Annotated in this window: 14 protein-coding genes and 1 tRNA gene; 8 read left to right on the top strand and 7 right to left on the bottom strand. The window is 60.8% G+C overall.

The genetic code is table 11. From position 1 onward, the window contains the following. Positions 1 to 336: 336 nt before the first annotated feature. From I4W07_RS06680 to I4W07_RS06660, 4 genes are all read right to left on the bottom strand, one after another. Positions 337 to 413 (bottom strand) — tRNA-Glu (locus I4W07_RS06680). Positions 414 to 513: 100 nt separating this feature from the next. Continuing rightward, positions 514 to 2,691 (bottom strand): MurT ligase domain-containing protein, encoded by a 2,178-nt coding sequence (locus I4W07_RS09180; protein ID WP_230317529.1) that lies wholly within the window; start codon positions 2,689 to 2,691, stop codon positions 514 to 516. A 45-nt stretch (positions 2,692 to 2,736) separates the two neighbouring features. Then, entirely contained in the window at positions 2,737 to 3,780 is a 1,044-nt protein-coding gene (locus I4W07_RS06665; RefSeq protein ID WP_196026030.1) for a hypothetical protein, read from the bottom strand. Beyond that, the gene (locus tag I4W07_RS06660) at positions 3,780 to 4,856 is read right to left on the bottom strand and encodes a tetratricopeptide repeat protein (RefSeq protein WP_196026029.1); all 1,077 of its coding nucleotides are present in this window, start codon (positions 4,854 to 4,856) and stop codon (positions 3,780 to 3,782) included. Before I4W07_RS06660 ends, I4W07_RS06665 begins: the two co-directional genes overlap by 1 nt. Before the next feature lie 500 nt (positions 4,857 to 5,356). Here I4W07_RS06660 and I4W07_RS06655 point away from each other — a divergent pair, with 500 nt between their 5' ends. From I4W07_RS06655 to I4W07_RS06630, 6 genes are all read left to right on the top strand, one after another. Beyond that, positions 5,357 to 6,580 carry an iron-containing alcohol dehydrogenase gene (locus I4W07_RS06655; RefSeq protein ID WP_022093871.1) on the top strand — a complete coding sequence of 408 codons (1,224 nt, stop codon included), beginning with the start codon at positions 5,357 to 5,359 and terminating at the stop codon, positions 6,578 to 6,580. Positions 6,581 to 6,663: 83 nt separating this feature from the next. After that, positions 6,664 to 7,764, top strand: a complete 1,101-nt coding sequence (locus I4W07_RS06650) for a glycerol dehydrogenase (RefSeq protein ID WP_117745718.1) — start codon at positions 6,664 to 6,666, stop codon at positions 7,762 to 7,764. A gap of 113 nt (positions 7,765 to 7,877) precedes the next feature. After that, entirely contained in the window at positions 7,878 to 8,945 is a 1,068-nt protein-coding gene (locus I4W07_RS06645) for a glycerol dehydrogenase (protein ID WP_196026028.1), read from the top strand. A 151-nt stretch (positions 8,946 to 9,096) separates the two neighbouring features. Further along, entirely contained in the window at positions 9,097 to 10,350 is a 1,254-nt protein-coding gene (locus I4W07_RS06640) for a 4Fe-4S binding protein (RefSeq protein ID WP_195443546.1), read from the top strand. A 114-nt stretch (positions 10,351 to 10,464) separates the two neighbouring features. Further along, entirely contained in the window at positions 10,465 to 11,541 is a 1,077-nt protein-coding gene (ychF, locus tag I4W07_RS06635; protein WP_196026027.1) for a redox-regulated ATPase YchF, read from the top strand. Positions 11,542 to 11,552: 11 nt separating this feature from the next. Beyond that, positions 11,553 to 11,936 carry a DUF1648 domain-containing protein gene (locus tag I4W07_RS06630; RefSeq protein ID WP_089572786.1) on the top strand — a complete coding sequence of 128 codons (384 nt, stop codon included), beginning with the start codon at positions 11,553 to 11,555 and terminating at the stop codon, positions 11,934 to 11,936. 9 nt (positions 11,937 to 11,945) lie between these two features. On the opposite strand, the gene I4W07_RS06625 is transcribed toward I4W07_RS06630, so the two are convergent. Then, positions 11,946 to 12,335, bottom strand: coding sequence for a hypothetical protein (locus tag I4W07_RS06625; RefSeq protein ID WP_195240289.1), 390 nt, complete (start codon positions 12,333 to 12,335; stop codon positions 11,946 to 11,948). 76 nt (positions 12,336 to 12,411) lie between these two features. Between I4W07_RS06625 and I4W07_RS09375 the strand changes: the two genes are divergently transcribed. After that, positions 12,412 to 12,630, top strand: coding sequence for a helix-turn-helix domain-containing protein (locus I4W07_RS09375; protein WP_035136926.1), 219 nt, complete (start codon positions 12,412 to 12,414; stop codon positions 12,628 to 12,630). 22 nt (positions 12,631 to 12,652) lie between these two features. Here the strand turns inward: I4W07_RS09375 and I4W07_RS06615 are convergent, their stop codons facing one another. Beyond that, positions 12,653 to 13,666, bottom strand: a complete 1,014-nt coding sequence (locus I4W07_RS06615) for an asparaginase (RefSeq protein ID WP_196026026.1) — start codon at positions 13,664 to 13,666, stop codon at positions 12,653 to 12,655. Positions 13,667 to 13,933: 267 nt separating this feature from the next. Here I4W07_RS06615 and guaA point away from each other — a divergent pair, with 267 nt between their 5' ends. Further along, the gene (guaA, locus tag I4W07_RS06610; RefSeq protein WP_035136929.1) at positions 13,934 to 15,532 is read left to right on the top strand and encodes a glutamine-hydrolyzing GMP synthase; all 1,599 of its coding nucleotides are present in this window, start codon (positions 13,934 to 13,936) and stop codon (positions 15,530 to 15,532) included. Between the two features lie 257 nt (positions 15,533 to 15,789). Here the strand turns inward: guaA and I4W07_RS06605 are convergent, their stop codons facing one another. Next, positions 15,790 to 16,215, bottom strand: coding sequence for a hypothetical protein (locus I4W07_RS06605; RefSeq protein WP_196026025.1), 426 nt, complete (start codon positions 16,213 to 16,215; stop codon positions 15,790 to 15,792). Positions 16,216 to 16,221 lie beyond the last annotated feature (6 nt).

The following is a 16,221-nucleotide window of genomic DNA, read 5'->3' as shown; positions in this document are numbered from 1 at the left end:
CGTATCGCTTTCTTCTTTGGGCCATCTTGAACACCTTTCGCTCTTAACTAGGTGTCCAATTCATCATACCCACTCCAAAAGCCTCCCATTTCTCATGTCCAAGAAATGGGAGGCAGTTCAAATTGGTAACGGGCTTCACATTTCAAATGGTGCCCCCAGCGGGATGTCCGCGTGCGGCTGGCGCCGCCCGCTTCCGCTGCGTCGCTCCGCTCCTTGCGTGCTGCGCTGGAAAACGCTTGCGCGTTTCCTCAGCTTCGCACCCTGTCGGGTTCGAATCCCGGCATATCGGTAGCAAAAAGCCCGCTACCGCGAGGGTAACGGGCTCTTCAATTCAAATGGTGCCCCCAGCGGGATTCGAACCCGCGATATCCACCTTGAAAGGGTGGCGTCCTTGGCCGCTAGACGATGGGGACAGCGGGAAAGAGTATAGCAGACTTTTTTAGCCGTTCACATATCGTTGGCAAACTGAAAAACCACCACAAAGGTGCCTGTCCCCTTTGTGGTGGTGAGGTGCTAGGGGAGGAGCTTCATGGCGGCGTCGTGGGCGGCGTGCTCGTAGGTGTCGTCGAGGGGCTTGAGCGGCAGCAGGGCGGCAGCCTGTGCATCGCCACGGCGCTCGAGGGCATGGGCGATCAACCAGTCGGCGAGCTCGGGGTTCTTGGGCAGCGCCGGGCCATGCAGGTACGTGCCGATGACGCCCTTGTAGATCAGGCCCTCAAAGCCATCGTCGCCGTTGTTGCCGGTGCCCGTGACGACGGACGTTCCGAGCGGCGTGGCATCGGCGTCCAAAAGCGTGCGGCCGCCATGGTTCTCGAATCCCACAAAGGGCTCAGGTGCCAGGTCGGTTTTGACGGCTACGTTGCCGATCAGGCGGTCGGAGCCGCGTACGGTTTCGGCAGCAATGACCCCCAGACCCTCAATGCGATCCTCGCCCATATAGTACGAACGGCCGAGCAGCTGATAGCTGCCACAGATGGCGAGCAGCGAGCCGCCATCCTCAACATAGGATGCGACCTCGTCTTTTTGGGCGAGCAGCTCGTGTGCCACGGCTAGCTGGTCGCGGTCGGAGCCGCCACCCATCATGACGATATCGGCATCGGTGAGATCGAGTGACTCGCCCATACGGACCTCGTCCACGCGAACGGGGATGCCGCGCCAGGCGCAGCGACGCTCGAGGGCGATAACGTTGCCGCCGTCGCCGTAGAGGTTGAGGGCATCGGGGTACAGGTAGACGATGCGCAGCGGGCGCGAAAGCTCGACTGGCGCGATGCCGACGGGGACGGCACTGCCATCGGCACACGTTGCAGCGCGGGCAGCAACCGTGGCTGCATCGGCACCCTTCAGCCCATCGAGTTCTTTGACCAGCGGCGGGAAGGCCGTGTAGTTGGCGACGGCATAGAAAGTGTCGCCTGCGGCTTCATCCGCAACGGCGCCAATTGCCTGCGCGACGTCCGAGATAATCGCGGCATCGATGCCGGCGTACTTGAGGCGTACCTGCATGTCGTGCGCACGCGTGCCTCCGGCAAAGGCGACAAGACCCGGTGTGTCGGCGATGCGCTCGAAGTCGACGTCGTAGATCCACGAGACATCGTGGCCGTCGGCGTCGTTGTCGTTCAGGAAGAAGGCGCAGAGCCTGCCGCCTGCCGTTTTAATGGACTGGATCTGGCGATCGAAGCCCACGGGATTTTTGGCCAGGTTTGCCTCGACGGTACGGCCGGCGATCTCCCAGCGGCCCATACGTCCGCCGGCGGGGACGTAGGCATCGAGCGTAGGCTGTAGAAACGCCGTGTCCACGCCCAACTCGCGTGCGGCAAAGAAGGCGGCGGCAACGTTATAGACCATGTACAGACCGTTGTAGCGTGTGGCGATGTGTACGGCAGCCGCGTCGGGCGCAGATCCAAAGACCAGGTCGAAGCCGTAGCCGTCGCAGCCGAGCTTCACGCCCGTCACACGGCGGACCAGTGCGGGGCGTGCCCAACCGCACGAGGGGCAATGGTATGCGCCAAGCTGGCCGTATTGCACGTAGTCGTACTCCAACGGGGCGTTGCACTGCGAGCAAAAGCGCGAGTCGCTAATGCGGTCGGACTCGGTGTCGGTGGCGCCGTCGATGCCAAAGGCAATACTCGCATTGGGAACGCGCGCGGCAATCGAGGCGCACAGCGGGTCGTCGGCGTTGTAGATGAGCGTCGTTGCCGGCGAAAGCTCCAACGCGTGGGCGATGACCTCCTGGGTGTGATCGATCTCGCCATAGCGATCTAGCTGGTCGCGGAACAGGTTGAGCAGCACAAAGTACGTCGGCTTGAGCTTGGGCAGAACGCGTACGGTGTAAAGCTCATCGCACTCAAAAACGCCCACGCGCTTGCCGCTGCTGGTGTGTTTAAGGCCGCCGCGGGCCTCGAGCAGAGCACCTACCACACCAGGCTCCATATTGTTGCCGGCACGGTTGCACACCACGGCAGCACCGCTGGCAGCAACGGCGTCGGCGATGAGGTTGGAGGTGGTGGTCTTGCCATTAGTACCCGTAATCACCACGCTGCGGTCGACAAGGCCAGCGAGGTCGCTCAGCAACTCGGGATCGATCTTCATGGCGATGCGGCCGGGGAGTACGCCGCCCTGGCGTTTGAGGACAGAGCGCAGTCCCCAGCGAGCGATATCGCTCGAGGTGCAGGCAAGAGATGAGCGGAGATTCATGAAACCGTTCCTAACGTAAACGACATGGTCGGGTCGAGTGCGTCACTAAAATCCGTAGCGGCGCGCAAATTCCTGGGCAAGCTGCGATACATCTTCGCAGGCGTTGGCCCAGGGGGCAAAGTCGGGGGTGTCCGAGATAATGCCGTCGGCTTCCCAAACCGCCTGGTGCGAGAGGTCCCAGGGGTCGCGCGGCTCGGGTCGGCAGGGAAGGTACGGTGTCTGGTACATGGGATTCAGCAAGAAGAATGCGCCGCCCTCGCAGCGGTTAGCGAACTCACGCAGCGCACGCACCGCCGGACGCATCTTGTTCGTTTTGAACAAGAGGATTGTGCGGGCGAGCAGATACCAAGGAGAGTTCTCGAGCGCGTCAGCCCCGATCTCTTCCTCGAGCTGGTGGGCCAGGGCAAAAAAGCCGTCCTCGTCTTCCAAGCGAGCGAGGGCGAGTAGCACGGTGCCTGCAGCTCGGGTGGGATAGCCTTCTGCCTTAAGAACACGGCGGGCGTAGTTGGCGGCAGCACGGTAACGAGCGCTCGCCATGCACAGCTGCGAGATGGCCTCGAGTGTGTGAAGCCACCCGATTAGAGCCGGCTCGCTCACGGTAAGGTCTGCTGCGGTGACACCGTCGGCCAAAACATTGTTGGCCCAGTAGTGTGGGGCCTCCATATCGAACCCGGGCACACTTTGCTGCAGGTAATCGGCCGTGGTCGCCTCGAGCTTCATCAGGTCGCCCAGGCAGGCGTCAACGGGCGTGTCCGCCAAAATGATGGCGAGCAGCTGGGCATCGACGGCCAGCGCATCGACGCGGACAATCTTGAGCAGCTCATCTCGCATGTCGTCGAACAGACGATTGCGCGTCTGCTCGAACTCCTCGTCGCTGCCCATGTCCTCGATGCGATGAAGCTCGTCGAGCAGGTGGCGATGAACACCGGCGTAGGACAGCAGCGCCTGGGCATGCTCGGACTGCGCATACTTTTGGGGATTCGCGCTAATGTCGTTATGGACAAGCTCGCGTGCTGCATCGGTGAGCTCGGGGTGCGACGCCAGATAGGTGCGCTCCAGGTAGGCGGGGATGTAGACGCTCGGATCCATTAGAGGTCTCCTCCCTTAAACGGCAAACCCTGCTCGGCCGCCTGCAGGATGCGCTCATCGATTTGGGAACGCACGATATCGTTGGTGGCGACCCAGGCGGCAAAGCTGGCGTTGTCGGGGGCGCCCAGGCCCTCCTGCAGCACCGGCGTCGCCTCGGACAGCGCGAGGACAAGCTCGTCGGTGGAGCCTACGCCTACGTTGACGCGGGCATAGACGCCATCGGGAAACTCGGTTTGGAAGTAGAGTGCCTCGGCTGCGTGCGGACACGAGCGTGCAAGGATGCGCAAGTAGTGCTCGGCACCCTCGTAGTCCAGCTCGCGCCAGGCAGCGCTCATCAGCGCGATGAGCGTCCACGGGTCCAAGTCGCGCTCCGCATCCTTGGGACGACGGCGCAGCGGCGTGTTGGCGAGATAGGGGACGGAGTGGGCAGAGCGAAAGCGCTTGAGCTCCTCGGCGGGGTATTCGAGCTTTGCCATGGCGAGCATCGCGGTGTGGCGGACGCCGGCAGGATCGTTGGGGGCAAAGTCGAGGCTGCGGTTTGCGGCTTCGAGCGACATGCGATAGCGGCCGCTAATGAGCGCGCGCGATGCCAAGGCGGCAAGCCAGCGCAGGTAGGGGCGGCGCATAAGGTCGCCAGCGGCCTCGCGCTCGTAGGGGTCCTGCGCCGAGGCGATCTTAAGCGCCAGATCGTGCTCCACCTCGTCGCACTTGGACACCAGATACTGCACGTATTCCTCGTTGGATTCGGCGGCGAGGGCGGTCAGCATGCGCTGAGCGTCCCAGTTGGTGGGGTCGAGCGCGGCTGCCTCGCGGAGCATGTTCTCGGCAGCTGCCTCTTCCTGCTCTGCCTGGGTATCGTCAGGGATAAAGGGAATGCGGTAGTCGACAGCCTCGACCACCTTGGCAATGAGGTGCCCGGCGCGGTCGCGGTCGTGCACGATGAGCGGTGCGGGGTTGCGGGTGAATTGTTCCATCAGATGTTCTACGGCGGCAGCGTCGGTGAGCGGGATATTGTCGCGGCGCAAGGCCTCAAGAACGAGGCGATGGCAATCCTCTTGAATGGGATCGAATGCCATGGGGCCTCCTTTGCTGCGGTTAGGGTTCAAATGTTTCTATATAAAGTTCTAGTTTACCCGCATGTGGCACAACGGGGGTGCCGCACTTGGACTTGCACCTTTGCACCACGAAGACGGATGTCGCACAAATGTCGGCACCTTGGACGACCGAGTGGTATCACGGTGCCGCAAACGGTCGATTTTTGGCGGCGAACGGTGCATATTTTGGAGGGGCACGGTCCTGCCCGGGATATGTAGTCAACCTTGATAAAACGTTTGCCCAGCTTGGGAGTATGAATGCCGCACAAGGGTCTTCAGGGATAGAAAAAACGTTTCATCATTGGCGGCTTTAGGTGAATAACTGACCAACCAGAACGGTAAAATAGTGTTTGTCTGAGTGTTGAGACGTTTAGACATCGCGCATTGTCATCGCCGGCAACGCGCAAACCGGTCCTAACGGAGCCAATTGGGTGCTCCGTTATATACGCAAGTCTAAGAGGGGCTTGTTTAGGAGGCACAGTATGGGACGTTTTACCAATCCTCGCGATCTGTACTTTGGTGAGGGCGCTCGCCACGAGGTGAAGAACCTCAAGGGCAAGAAGGCCATCATCGTTTCTGGCGGCAGCTCTATGCGCCGCGGCGGGTTCCTGCAGGACGTTGAGGCCGACCTCAAAGAGGCCGGCATGGAGGTCAAGCTGTTCGAGGGCGTCGAGTCCGATCCCTCCATCGAGACCGTCATGAAGGGCGCAGCCGCTATGCGCGACTTCGAGCCCGACTGGATCGTTGCTATCGGCGGCGGTTCGCCCATCGATGCTGCTAAGGCCATGTGGGTCTTCTACGAGTATCCCGAGGAGTCCTTCGACAACATTATCCAGCCGTTCAGCTTCCCCGAGCTGCGTCAGAAGGCTCACTTCTGCGCCATTTCCTCTACCTCCGGCACCGCTACCGAGGTCACCGCATTCTCCGTCATCACGGATTACGAAAAGGGCATCAAGTACCCGCTGGCCGACTTCAACATCACCCCTGATGTCGCCATCGTCGACCCCGAGCTCACCTACACCATGCCCGCCAAGCTGTGCGCTCACACCGGCATGGATGCTCTGACCCACTGCATGGAGGCCTACGTTTCCACCTGCGCCTCTATGTTCACCGATGCCAACGCTCTGCACGGCATCCGCGAGATCGTCGAGTGGCTGCCCAAGTCCTATGCTGGCGACCATGAGGCCCGTCAGCACATGCACGAGGCTCAGTGCATCGCCGGTATCGCCTTCTCCTCGGGCCTGCTCGGCATCGTTCACTCCATGGCTCACAAGACCGGTGCTGCCTTCGAGAACGGCCACATCATCCACGGTGCTGCTAACGCCATGTACCTGGGCAAGGTCATCCAGTGGAACTCCAAGGATCCCCGTGCTGCCGAGCGTTACGCTTACGTGGCCAAGGAGATCCTGCACCTTCCCGGCGAGACCAACGAGGAGCTCATCGCTGCACTCGTCCAGAAGATTCGCGACCTCAACGACCAGCTCAACATTCCGCAGTCCATCAAGGATTACGCGAATGGTGGCGTGAAGGTCGACGCCGAGAACCCGCAGATGGTTTCCGAGGAGGAGTTCCTCGCCAAGCTGCCCGAGATCGCCGCGAACGCCGAGCAGGACGCCTGCACGCCCGAGAACCCGCGTGAGACCAAGGCTGCCGACTTCGAGAAGATCCTCAAGGCCTGCTACTACGACACCGACATCGATTTCTAATCGACTCTTGTTATCGTAACGAGGGGCTCCGCACGTATCTGTACGGAGCCCCTTTCTTTTTTCTTTTAGAGAATGGGATAGTTATGGCTGCAATTTTCAATAGCCCCAGCAAGTACATCCAGGGTCCGGACGAGCTCGCCAAGCTCGGCTCTTACGTTGAGCCGCTCGGCGCTAAGGCCCTCGTCATCGTGACGCCTTCGGGCAAGAAGCGCGTCGGTGCCAAGATCGAGGGCGGTTTTACCGAGGCTAAGGCCGAGCTGCTGTTTGAGGACTTTAACGGCGAGTGCTCCAAGGGCGAGGTCGATCGCCTGGTTGCGCTCGCTCGCGACAACGGTTGCGACATCATCGTCGGCGTCGGTGGCGGCAAGATCCTCGACACCGCGAAGGCCGTCGCCTATTACCTGGAGTCCCCGGTTATCATTTGCCCCACCATTGCTTCGACCGATGCCCCGTGTTCGGCGCTTTCGGTGCTCTATACCGATGACGGCCAGTTCGACAAATACCTCTTCCTTAAGGCAAACCCCAATATCGTCCTTATGGATACGACGGTTATCGCGGCGAGCCCGGTGCGCCTGACGGTTTCCGGTATGGGCGATGCGCTCGCAACCTATTTCGAGGCTCAGGCGACGCACGATGCCGACGGCGGCACCTGCGCCGGCGGCAAGGGCGGAATGGCCGGTCTGGCGCTCGCCAAGCTCTGCTACGAGACGCTTATGGCCGATGGCGTCAAGGCCAAGGTCGCGCTGGAGAAGGGCGCGCTCACGCCTGCCGTCGAGCACATCATTGAGGCCAATACGCTGCTTTCGGGCATTGGCTTTGAGAGCTCGGGCCTTGCCGCTGCTCATGCCATCCACAATGGTCTGACGATGCTGCCCGAGTGCCACGGCATGTATCACGGCGAGAAGGTCGCCTTCGGCACTATCGTCCAGCTGGTACTCGAGGATGCCCCGACCGAGAAGCTCGAGGAAGTCTTGGGCTTCTGCATTGAGCTTGGCCTGCCGGTCACGATGAAGGAACTTGGCGTTGCCGAGCTTACGCGCGAGCAGGCCATGATTGTTGCCGAGGCCGCGTGCGCGCCCGAGGACACCATGTGCAATATGCCGTTTGAGGTGACGCCCGAGATGGTCGCAAACGCCATCCTGGGTGCCGACGCGCTGGGCCACTACTATCTCATGGATGAGTAAATCAAGCTAAGGAAGGGGCAAAGCCAGCAGATGACTTTGCCCCTTTTTGCTATGGTGCAAAGGGGTCGGGTTACTTTGCACCAATCGTTGTTTGATGAAGGGCGGATTCTCGTATGGCGCTTCCCATGGTTTATGGCGGTCCTGGCCGGTATGTTCAGGGGCCGGGTGAGCTCTCGCGTCAGGGCAGGTATTTGTCATGGTTGGGTTGCGCTGCCTATGTCCTGTTTGACCAGGGCACCGAGGATCGGCTGTGCAAGCAGATCGTCGATGGATTTCTGGATGAAGATCTAAGCGAGCCGTTCTTTAAGATTTACAACGGTCCGTGTACGGAAGATGCCGTTGTCGAAATGGCCAAGGAAGCCCGGGCCGAGTATTGCGACATGGTGGTGGGCATTGGCGGCGGCAAGATGCTCGATATCGCCAAGGCCGTTGCGTTTTATGCCGAGTTGCCGTTGTGCGTATGTCCCACGGCGGCGTCGATGGACGGTCCGTGCAGCGCGATTTCGGTGCTGTATCACGAGGATGGGTCGTTCGACCGCTACCTGATGCTCGAGAAGAATCCAGACTTGGTCGTGGTCGATACCAACGTGGTCGCGGCGGCCCCGCTGCGTATGACGGTCGCTGGTATGGGCGATGCGCTGGCAACGTATTTCGAGGCGCGTTCGTGCGCCGCGGCGCACGGCGCCAACGAGCACGGTGGCGCGCCGGGACACTTGGCCTTGGTTGCGGCTCGTGCCTGCTATGACACACTCATGGAGTGCGGCGTCGCTGCCAAGCGCGATCTCAAAAAGGGCCGTACATCGCCAGCGGTTGAGCGCCTGATCGAGTGCAATATTCTGCTCTCGGGTGTTGGCTTTGAGAGTGGTGGCTTAGCGCTTGCCCATGCCATAGCCAACGGCCTGACGATTCTGCCCGAGTGCAAGGCCATGCATGGTGAGGCCGTGGCATTTGGCCTGGTGGTGCAGCTGCGCCTGGAGCGTGCGCCCGAGCTTGATCAGGTGCTCGAGTTTTGCCAGCGCGTTGGTCTACCGACGACGCTCGCGGAGCTGGGACTTGGCGAGATTTCCGATACCGACCTGATGAGCGTTGCAAATGCGGTCTTTAGAAACGAGCGCAATATGGCCAACGAGCAGGCCAAGGTGACCAAACAAAAACTCGTGCAGCTCATGTGCGAGGCATAGCTTGGCACTTGATTGACCTTGTGCAATCGAGGCGGCGATAGGCCATGGGCTATTTGCCGCAAAGATGCTCCGCGTGTAATTTGCCCGAGGCGTGGGCCGATAGCGTATCATTATCTCTTGCTTGTTTGCACTGCTCAGGGAGGGGCCGCGCATGGCGCAGGAACACGATCTGTTTGATGACATTATCGAGATCAGCAAGGGTTTCGACTTTCTTAAAAACCCGCTTGGCGGCGTGACCGATGCACTCGATCCATCGGCGCCGCAGTGGAATCCTGCCGACTACAAGGAGCGCCCGCGCGGCAACACCATTCCGTGCTTGACCTGCAAAAACGAAAAGAGCGGCTGCACCGCGTGCATGGACGTGTGCCCGGTCAACGCTATCGAGGTCGAGGAAGACGCCATCGAGATCCTCGACTCCTGTCGCAAGTGCGGCCTGTGCGCCGCTGCCTGTCCGACCGAGGCAATCATCTCGCCGCGCCTGGCGCCCAAAAACCTGTATGACGATATCGTCTCTGCTGCTACGAGCCACGAGACCGCCTACGTTACCTGCACGCGCGCCCTTAAGCGCATGCCGCGCGAAAACGAGGTCGTCGTCGCCTGCGTGGGCGATATTACGGCCGAGACCTGGTTCTCGGTACTGGCCGACTATCCCAACGTGAGCGTCTACCTGCCGTTGGGCGTGTGCGATAAGTGCCGCAACACCGGCGGTGAGGACATTCTGGGCGAGGCGATTGCGAAGGCCGAGGAGTGGTCCGGCACGGGTATGGGCTTGGAGGTCGACTCCAAGAGCCTCAAATGCCATAAGCGCCGCGAGTACGAGCGCAAGGAGTACATGGAAAAGATTGCCCGCACCACGGGCCTGACGGTGACCAAGCTCAATCCGGCGACTGCGGCACTGGCCTCGGTGACGCAGAAGTTGAAGGCCCACCGTCACCAGATCACGCAGCTTGAGCGCACGCTCAACACCATGTGCGGTACCACGACGACCAAGCGCCGCCGTTCGCTCACGCACGGGCGCCAGCTGGTGCTCTCGACGCTGCAAAACCACCCCGAGCTTGCCCAGAACATGCAGGTGAGCACGCCGGAGTGCGATTTTGACAAGTGCACGTCGTGCGGCGAGTGCGTCAATGTATGCCCCACGTTCGCCTGCGATTTGGTGGGAAGCGGCCGCTTTGCGTTGGAGTCGACGTATTGCTTGGGCTGCGGTGCCTGCGTCAAGGTGTGCCCCGAGCATGCGCTCAAGTTGGTTGAGCATGACGCGTCCAATCTGGTCGTCGTCGACCCCGAGGCCGAGGAAAAGGCCGCCCAGAAGGCGAAGGCTCACGAAGAAGCTGAGAAGGTCAAGGCCGAAGCAAAGGCCAAGCTCGACAAGATGCTCGATCAGGTGGAGAAGCTCGCGGACTAGCCAGCGACCCCAATCTTTGCTTCATTTGCGCCGCCGCGGTGTCCGGATTCGCCCGGATGCTGCGGCGGCGCTATACTTATGCAGTTTGAAGTACCTGTACCAAAAGGAGCTGTCGTGTCCCTTTCCATCGGTATCGTGGGCCTGCCCAACGTGGGCAAGTCGACGTTGTTCACCGCGCTTACCAAAAAGACCGGCCTTGCCGCCAACTACCCGTTTGCCACGATCGACCCCAACGTGGGTATCGTCGATGTGCCCGATAGCCGCCTGCAAAAGCTCGCCGACATCGTCAGCCCGGGCCGCATTGTGCCGGCGACGGTCGAGTTTGTCGACATTGCAGGTCTGGTGAAGGGCGCTAACGAGGGCGAGGGCCTGGGCAACCAGTTCTTGGCAAACATCCGCGAGACCGATGCCATCTGCGAGGTCGTGCGCTACTTTAAGGACCCCAACGTCATGCGTGAGGTGGGCCGCACGGGCGAGTTCGTCGATCCCGCCGGCGATGCCGACACCATCATGACCGAGCTCATCCTGGCCGACATGGGCACGCTCGAGAAGCAGCTGCCCAAGCTCGAGAAGGAGGCCAAGCGCGACAAGGAGCTCATGCCCAAGTTCGAGGTGGCCAAGCGCCTGCTTGCCTGGCTCAACGAGGGCAAGCGCGCCGCATCCATGGAGATGACCGACGAGGAGCGTGCCGCCGCCAAGGGCCTGTTCCTGCTCACCATGAAGCCCATCCTGTATGTGGCCAACGTGGACGAGGATATGCTCAACGACGATCTGGCGCCCATCGATGGTGTCAAGCCGCTGCCCATCTGCGCCAAGATCGAGGCAGAGCTTTCCGAGCTCGATCCCGAGGACGCCGCCGACTACCTGGAGAGCCTGGGCCTGGAGCAGCCCGGCCTGGACGTGCTCGCTCAGGCTGCCTACAAGCTGCTCGGCCTGCAGTCGTTCTTTACGGCCGGCGAGATGGAGGTCAAGGCCTGGACGGTTCGTCAGGGCGCGACCGCCCCGCAGGCCGCCGGCGTCATCCACACCGATTTTGAGCGCGGCTTTATTAAGGCCGAGGTCATTGGCTATGACGACTACATCGAGCTCGGCGGTGAGCAAGGCGCCAAGGCCGCCGGCAAACTGCGTATTGAGGGCAAGGACTATGTTATGGCCGATGGCGACGTCGTGCACTTCCGCTTTAACGTGTAAGGACGACGCGCATGTTTAAATATGGCAAAAAAGCTGGCTACATGGGTATTGCGCTGCTCGTACTTGCGGTGATTCCGCTGGTGGTTGCAGCGTGTGTTATCCCCAACATTGGCCCCGAGGTGGCAACGAAGTTTAACGCAGCCGGCGAGGTGACGCGCTGGGGTAAGAGCTACGAGCTGCTGGCACTGCCGGTGCTCAACCTACTGCTGAGCGTGGCGACGTACTTTACGGCGGGACGCCAGGCTAAAAACAATGATGACTCCGCCGCCATGGCGCGCATCGTGTGCGAGCGCTACCTGCGCAACGGTTGTATCACGGGTGTGTTCCTCAACGTGATCAACGTTTACTTTATGTACTCGGCGATTACCGGAACGGGCTTTGGCTTTGGTTTCTAACTTGTCCTTTTAGGCAACGAGCCTGCAAGCATATTCGATGGCTGCTGCGAGGCCGCCGCTCGATCGTGGTTGAAAGACTGCATCGGCGGCGGCCTCGTTTTCGTATCCGGCGCCGCGAAGGGCGAGTGCTATGCCGGCTTCTAAAAGGAGCGGCAGGCCGCGTTGGCTGGTTGCGATTACGGCAGCCTGATTGAGCGAGCAGCCGTGCGTTTGGCATCGGATGGCAAGTTCACCTCGCGCCGGGCAAGGGACCAGAACGGCGGCGACGCGACTTGATAGCAATGCAAATGCTGTGCGCTCATCGGGCGAAAGGCATTCAGCTTCAACGACGACGAGCTTGGGCGGCGCGCTGTTTGTGCGAAGCGTGGCTCGGTACATGCGGACCGAAGAACCCGACATAGAAAACTCCTGTGTATTCGGGAAAACGTAAACTATAGTTTACGTTTATGTTCGGCTCCATTTCAAACTCGGCTGCATGGACGAACGTGCGAAACAGATTCTTGGCAGGCGGGTCGAAGAGACACGCAGGGACCTTGGTATCTCCAAGGTTGATTTTTGTGTGGCGACAGGAATCAGCCGACCCTACCTCGACCGAATCGAAGATGGGACGGCAAATTTCACGCTCAAGGTTCTATTTAAGATCGCGCCCGCACTCGGCATGACGGTGTCAGAGCTTCTCGAGGGTATCGAATAGGGGATACCCGTCGACAACTGAATTACTCCATCGGGATGCGGTCGTGGTTGACTTGGCTGTAGAACAGGCGCTGGATCTCGGCCGCATCGCGTGACTGGCCGAGTGCCCACATGGTCTTGGCCACGAGCGTCTCGGTGGTCATGTCGTCGCCGCGCAGAATGCCCGGATGATTGGCGTAAGCACGGCCGACCTCATAAATGCCCAGATCGAGGCCCTCTTCGGGGACCTGCGTGGTCATAACGACGGTGCGACCCGAATCGACCCAGCGGAAAATTGCCTCTTGGAACGACTCGCCCGACTCGCCAAACTCGGGAATACCGCCAATGCCAAAGGTCTCCAGAATCACGGCGTCGTAGCTATCGGCAAGGGCGTCGAGGATGCCCGGGTTTACGCCGGGCGTAAGCTTGAGTACAAATACGCGCGGGTCGATGCTGTCGTAGAAACGCACCGGGTTTTCGCCCTGATGAGTGCCGTGGAGCCCGTTGCGCACAATGCGGTCGTTGCGGATGTAGGCAATGGGCGGATAGTTGACGCTAATGAACGCGTTAAAGCTCATGGTGCGCTGCTTGCGGGCGCGCGTGCCGGCAATGGCGACGCCGCCAAACACGATCGACACATCGTGCGAATGCTCGTCGAGCGCATAGAGCAGGCTCTGGTACAGGTTGAGCTTGGCGTCGGTAAAGGGGTTGCCCATGGGCTTTTGCGAGCCGGTGAGCACGATGGGCTTGGGGCTGTCCTGAATCAGATAGGAAAGTGCTGCCGCGGTGTAGCTCATGGTGTCGGTGCCGTGTAGAATCACGAAGCCGTCGTGGTCGGCATAGCCCTTGACGATGACGTCGCGGATACGCATCCAGTCGCTCGGGCGCATATTGGTGCTGTCGATGTTCATGGGCTGCACGACGTCGAGCTCGCAGAGGCCCGAGATCTCGGGGACGCTCTGGGCGAGCTCCTCACCGGTCAGGGCGGGGGAGAGGCCGTTGCCGTCCTCGGTCGATGCGATGGTGCCGCCCGTGGCGATGAGAAGGATGCGCTTCATGCTGGTATTCCTATCGTATTTGCCGCCGCAAGGGCGGAGTCGTTCGGCAGTATTGTGGCACAGGGCGTCCAATGTTCAAACGTATTACATCATCTGTAACGTTTGGTAACACTTCAATTGCCGTCAAATAGGGGCCTAGGTCGTGCGTTTGCCGTGCGCTGATGGCTGCGAGGGGCGAGAAACCCCATATAACGTGTACACTATGAAGGCTATTTTCGTTCATTCACGCGGGTGGGCACCGGCTCCCCGCCAACAAGAGGGGGAACCATGGATCAAAAGGCTTCCGCAAAGGTCCTCGTACTCGACTTTGGTGCGCAGTACGGTCAGCTCATTGCCCGTCGCGTCCGCGACCTCAACGTGTATTCCGAGATTGTCCCCTGCGACATCTCGGCCGACGAGATTCGCGAGATGAACGCCTCTGCGCTCATCCTTTCCGGCGGCCCGGCTTCTGTGTATGCCGAGGACGCTCCGTCCATCGATCCTGCCATCTTTGACCTGGGCCTTCCCGTCCTGGGCTTTTGCTATGGCCATCAGATCACGGCCGTGACGCTTGGCGGCAAGGTCGGCCACTCCGAGGTGGGCGAGTACGGCCGCGCCACCATCACGCGCACGGCCGGCGCCAAGCTCTTTAACTCCACGCCCATGGAGCAGACTGTGTGGATGAGCCACCGCGACGCCGTGTCCGAGGTACCCGAGGGCTTTACCGTTACCGCCAGCACCGACGTGTGCCCGGTTGCCGCCATGGAGTGCGTCGAGCGCAAGATCTTCACCACGCAGTTTCACCCCGAGGTCAAGCATTCCGAGTACGGTCAGCAGCTGCTGAGCAACTTCCTGTTTGAGATCTGCGGCCTGGAGCCCAACTGGAGCATGGACAACCTGGTCGAGACCATGACGGCCGAGTTTCGCGAGAAGGTCGGCGACGACCGCGTGATTCTGGCTCTGTCCGGTGGCGTCGACTCCTCCGTCGTGGCTGCGCTGGGCGCCCGCGCCGTGGGCAAGCAGATGACCTGCGTGTTCATCAACCACGGCCTGCTGCGCAAGGGCGAGCCCGAGCAAGTGGAGGAGGTCTTCACCAAGCAGTTTGACGTCGACTTTATTCACGTCCACGCCGAGGACCGTTATGCCGAGCTTCTGGCCGGCGTGACCGAGCCCGAGGAGAAGCGCCGCATCATCGGTACGCAGTTCTGGAAAGAGTTCTTCGCCGTGGCGCAGCAGCTCGAGACCGATGGCAAGCCGGTCAAGTACCTGGCTCAGGGCACTATCTACCCCGACATCATCGAGTCCGGAGCTCGCAAGACGGGCGGCAAGACGGCCACCATCAAGAGCCACCACAACCTGATCCCGTTCCCCGAGGGCGTGCACTTTGACCTCATTGAGCCGCTCGACCACTTCTTTAAGGACGAGGTCCGCGCGCTTGGTCTGGCGCTGGGCCTGCCGGGTCACATCGTGTTTCGCCAGCCTTTCCCGGGCCCGGGTCTTGCCATCCGCATCATCGGTGCGGTCGACAAGGAGAAGCTCGAGATCCTCAAGAACGCCGACGCTATCGTGCGCGAGGAGCTCGACGCTTACAACCAGCGTCTGTTTGAGCAGACCGGCGAGCGCAACTCCGAGCACAGCTGCTGGCAGTACTTTGCGGTTTTGCCCGACATTAAGTCCGTCGGCGTTATGGGCGACGAGCGCACCTATCAGCGCCCGATCATCCTGCGTGCCGTCGAGTCCAGCGATGCCATGACCGCCGACTGGGCCAAACTGCCCTACGACGTGCTGGCCCGCATCTCCGGCCGCATCGTTGCCGAGGTTCCCGGCGCCAACCGCGTGTGCTACGACATCACGTCCAAGCCGCCCGCGACCATCGAGTGGGAATAAACGATATTCGTTGATTTCAAGCCTCTGACCTGCGAAAACAGGTCGGGGGCTTCTTATTTTGCAACCTCTGTGCAACCTTTGCGGTTTCGCGCCCCGTGATCAGGGGATGTAGCACTGTTCACGTCTGGGCCCATGTCGGCACCGATCAATGCCCGCGCTGCTTCTGCTTGCGCTTCAGCTTCCGCTGCTCGAAGCACGTCGCCCGGGGTTCCTCGCCAGAGGAGAACTGACCGTTCCTTGCGAAACCGCGAGACCAGCTATATCCGCTTGCTGCGGGCTTGCTTGAGCCAGTTCCTCTTGAAAGAGCCTATACCTCCGAAGAACTTGTTGTACGTCTCACCGTTCTCCTTGGCCTCGCACTTGACCAAGGCAAGTTCGATAGTGCAGAGGTAATCCGCCGCTTGCTCGAGGCGGTAGTCGGTCATCGAGGTCTTGCGGCGTCGGACGACCCCTTTTGAGAGGACCTTGCCCACCGAGTCGTCTCGCCCGCGGAACAGAAGGAGCGCATCCTCGCGACCTTCGGCGACCTGTGCTGCGAGATGGAGGGCTGCACCATCGCGCAGGGCCCTTTCCAAAGCGAAGTGTCGAGCCGAAGTGTTGAGCGTCGGCCCTGAATGTTCAATGACCGTTGTTTTCTGTCCCTCAAGTGGTGGACTTTTCCTCGGAGCTGTTGATTCCCCCACGCGCCC

The sequence above is a fragment of the Collinsella aerofaciens genome (assembly GCF_015670745.1).
GTDB classification, from domain to species: Bacteria; Actinomycetota; Coriobacteriia; order Coriobacteriales; family Coriobacteriaceae; genus Collinsella; species Collinsella aerofaciens_T.
Note: the sequence above shows the minus strand (reverse complement) of the source record. Positions and strands in the feature narration are given on the sequence as shown.

What these genes read in the sequence shown, in the direction of transcription:
- I4W07_RS09180 (WP_230317529.1), bottom strand. Translation starts at nt 2,691, where the DNA reads ATGAATCTCCGCTCATCTCTTGCCTGCACCTCGAGCGATATCGCTCGC.
- I4W07_RS06665 (WP_196026030.1), bottom strand. Translation starts at nt 3,780, where the DNA reads ATGGATCCGAGCGTCTACATCCCCGCCTACCTGGAGCGCACCTATCTG.
- I4W07_RS06660 (WP_196026029.1), bottom strand. Translation starts at nt 4,856, where the DNA reads ATGGCATTCGATCCCATTCAAGAGGATTGCCATCGCCTCGTTCTTGAG.
- I4W07_RS06655 (WP_022093871.1), top strand. Translation starts at nt 5,357, where the DNA reads ATGGGACGTTTTACCAATCCTCGCGATCTGTACTTTGGTGAGGGCGCT.
- I4W07_RS06650 (WP_117745718.1), top strand. Translation starts at nt 6,664, where the DNA reads ATGGCTGCAATTTTCAATAGCCCCAGCAAGTACATCCAGGGTCCGGAC.
- I4W07_RS06645 (WP_196026028.1), top strand. Translation starts at nt 7,878, where the DNA reads ATGGCGCTTCCCATGGTTTATGGCGGTCCTGGCCGGTATGTTCAGGGG.
- I4W07_RS06640 (WP_195443546.1), top strand. Translation starts at nt 9,097, where the DNA reads ATGGCGCAGGAACACGATCTGTTTGATGACATTATCGAGATCAGCAAG.
- I4W07_RS06630 (WP_089572786.1), top strand. Translation starts at nt 11,553, where the DNA reads ATGTTTAAATATGGCAAAAAAGCTGGCTACATGGGTATTGCGCTGCTC.
- I4W07_RS06625 (WP_195240289.1), bottom strand. Translation starts at nt 12,335, where the DNA reads ATGTCGGGTTCTTCGGTCCGCATGTACCGAGCCACGCTTCGCACAAAC.
- I4W07_RS09375 (WP_035136926.1), top strand. Translation starts at nt 12,412, where the DNA reads ATGGACGAACGTGCGAAACAGATTCTTGGCAGGCGGGTCGAAGAGACA.
- I4W07_RS06615 (WP_196026026.1), bottom strand. Translation starts at nt 13,666, where the DNA reads ATGAAGCGCATCCTTCTCATCGCCACGGGCGGCACCATCGCATCGACC.
- guaA (WP_035136929.1), top strand. Translation starts at nt 13,934, where the DNA reads ATGGATCAAAAGGCTTCCGCAAAGGTCCTCGTACTCGACTTTGGTGCG.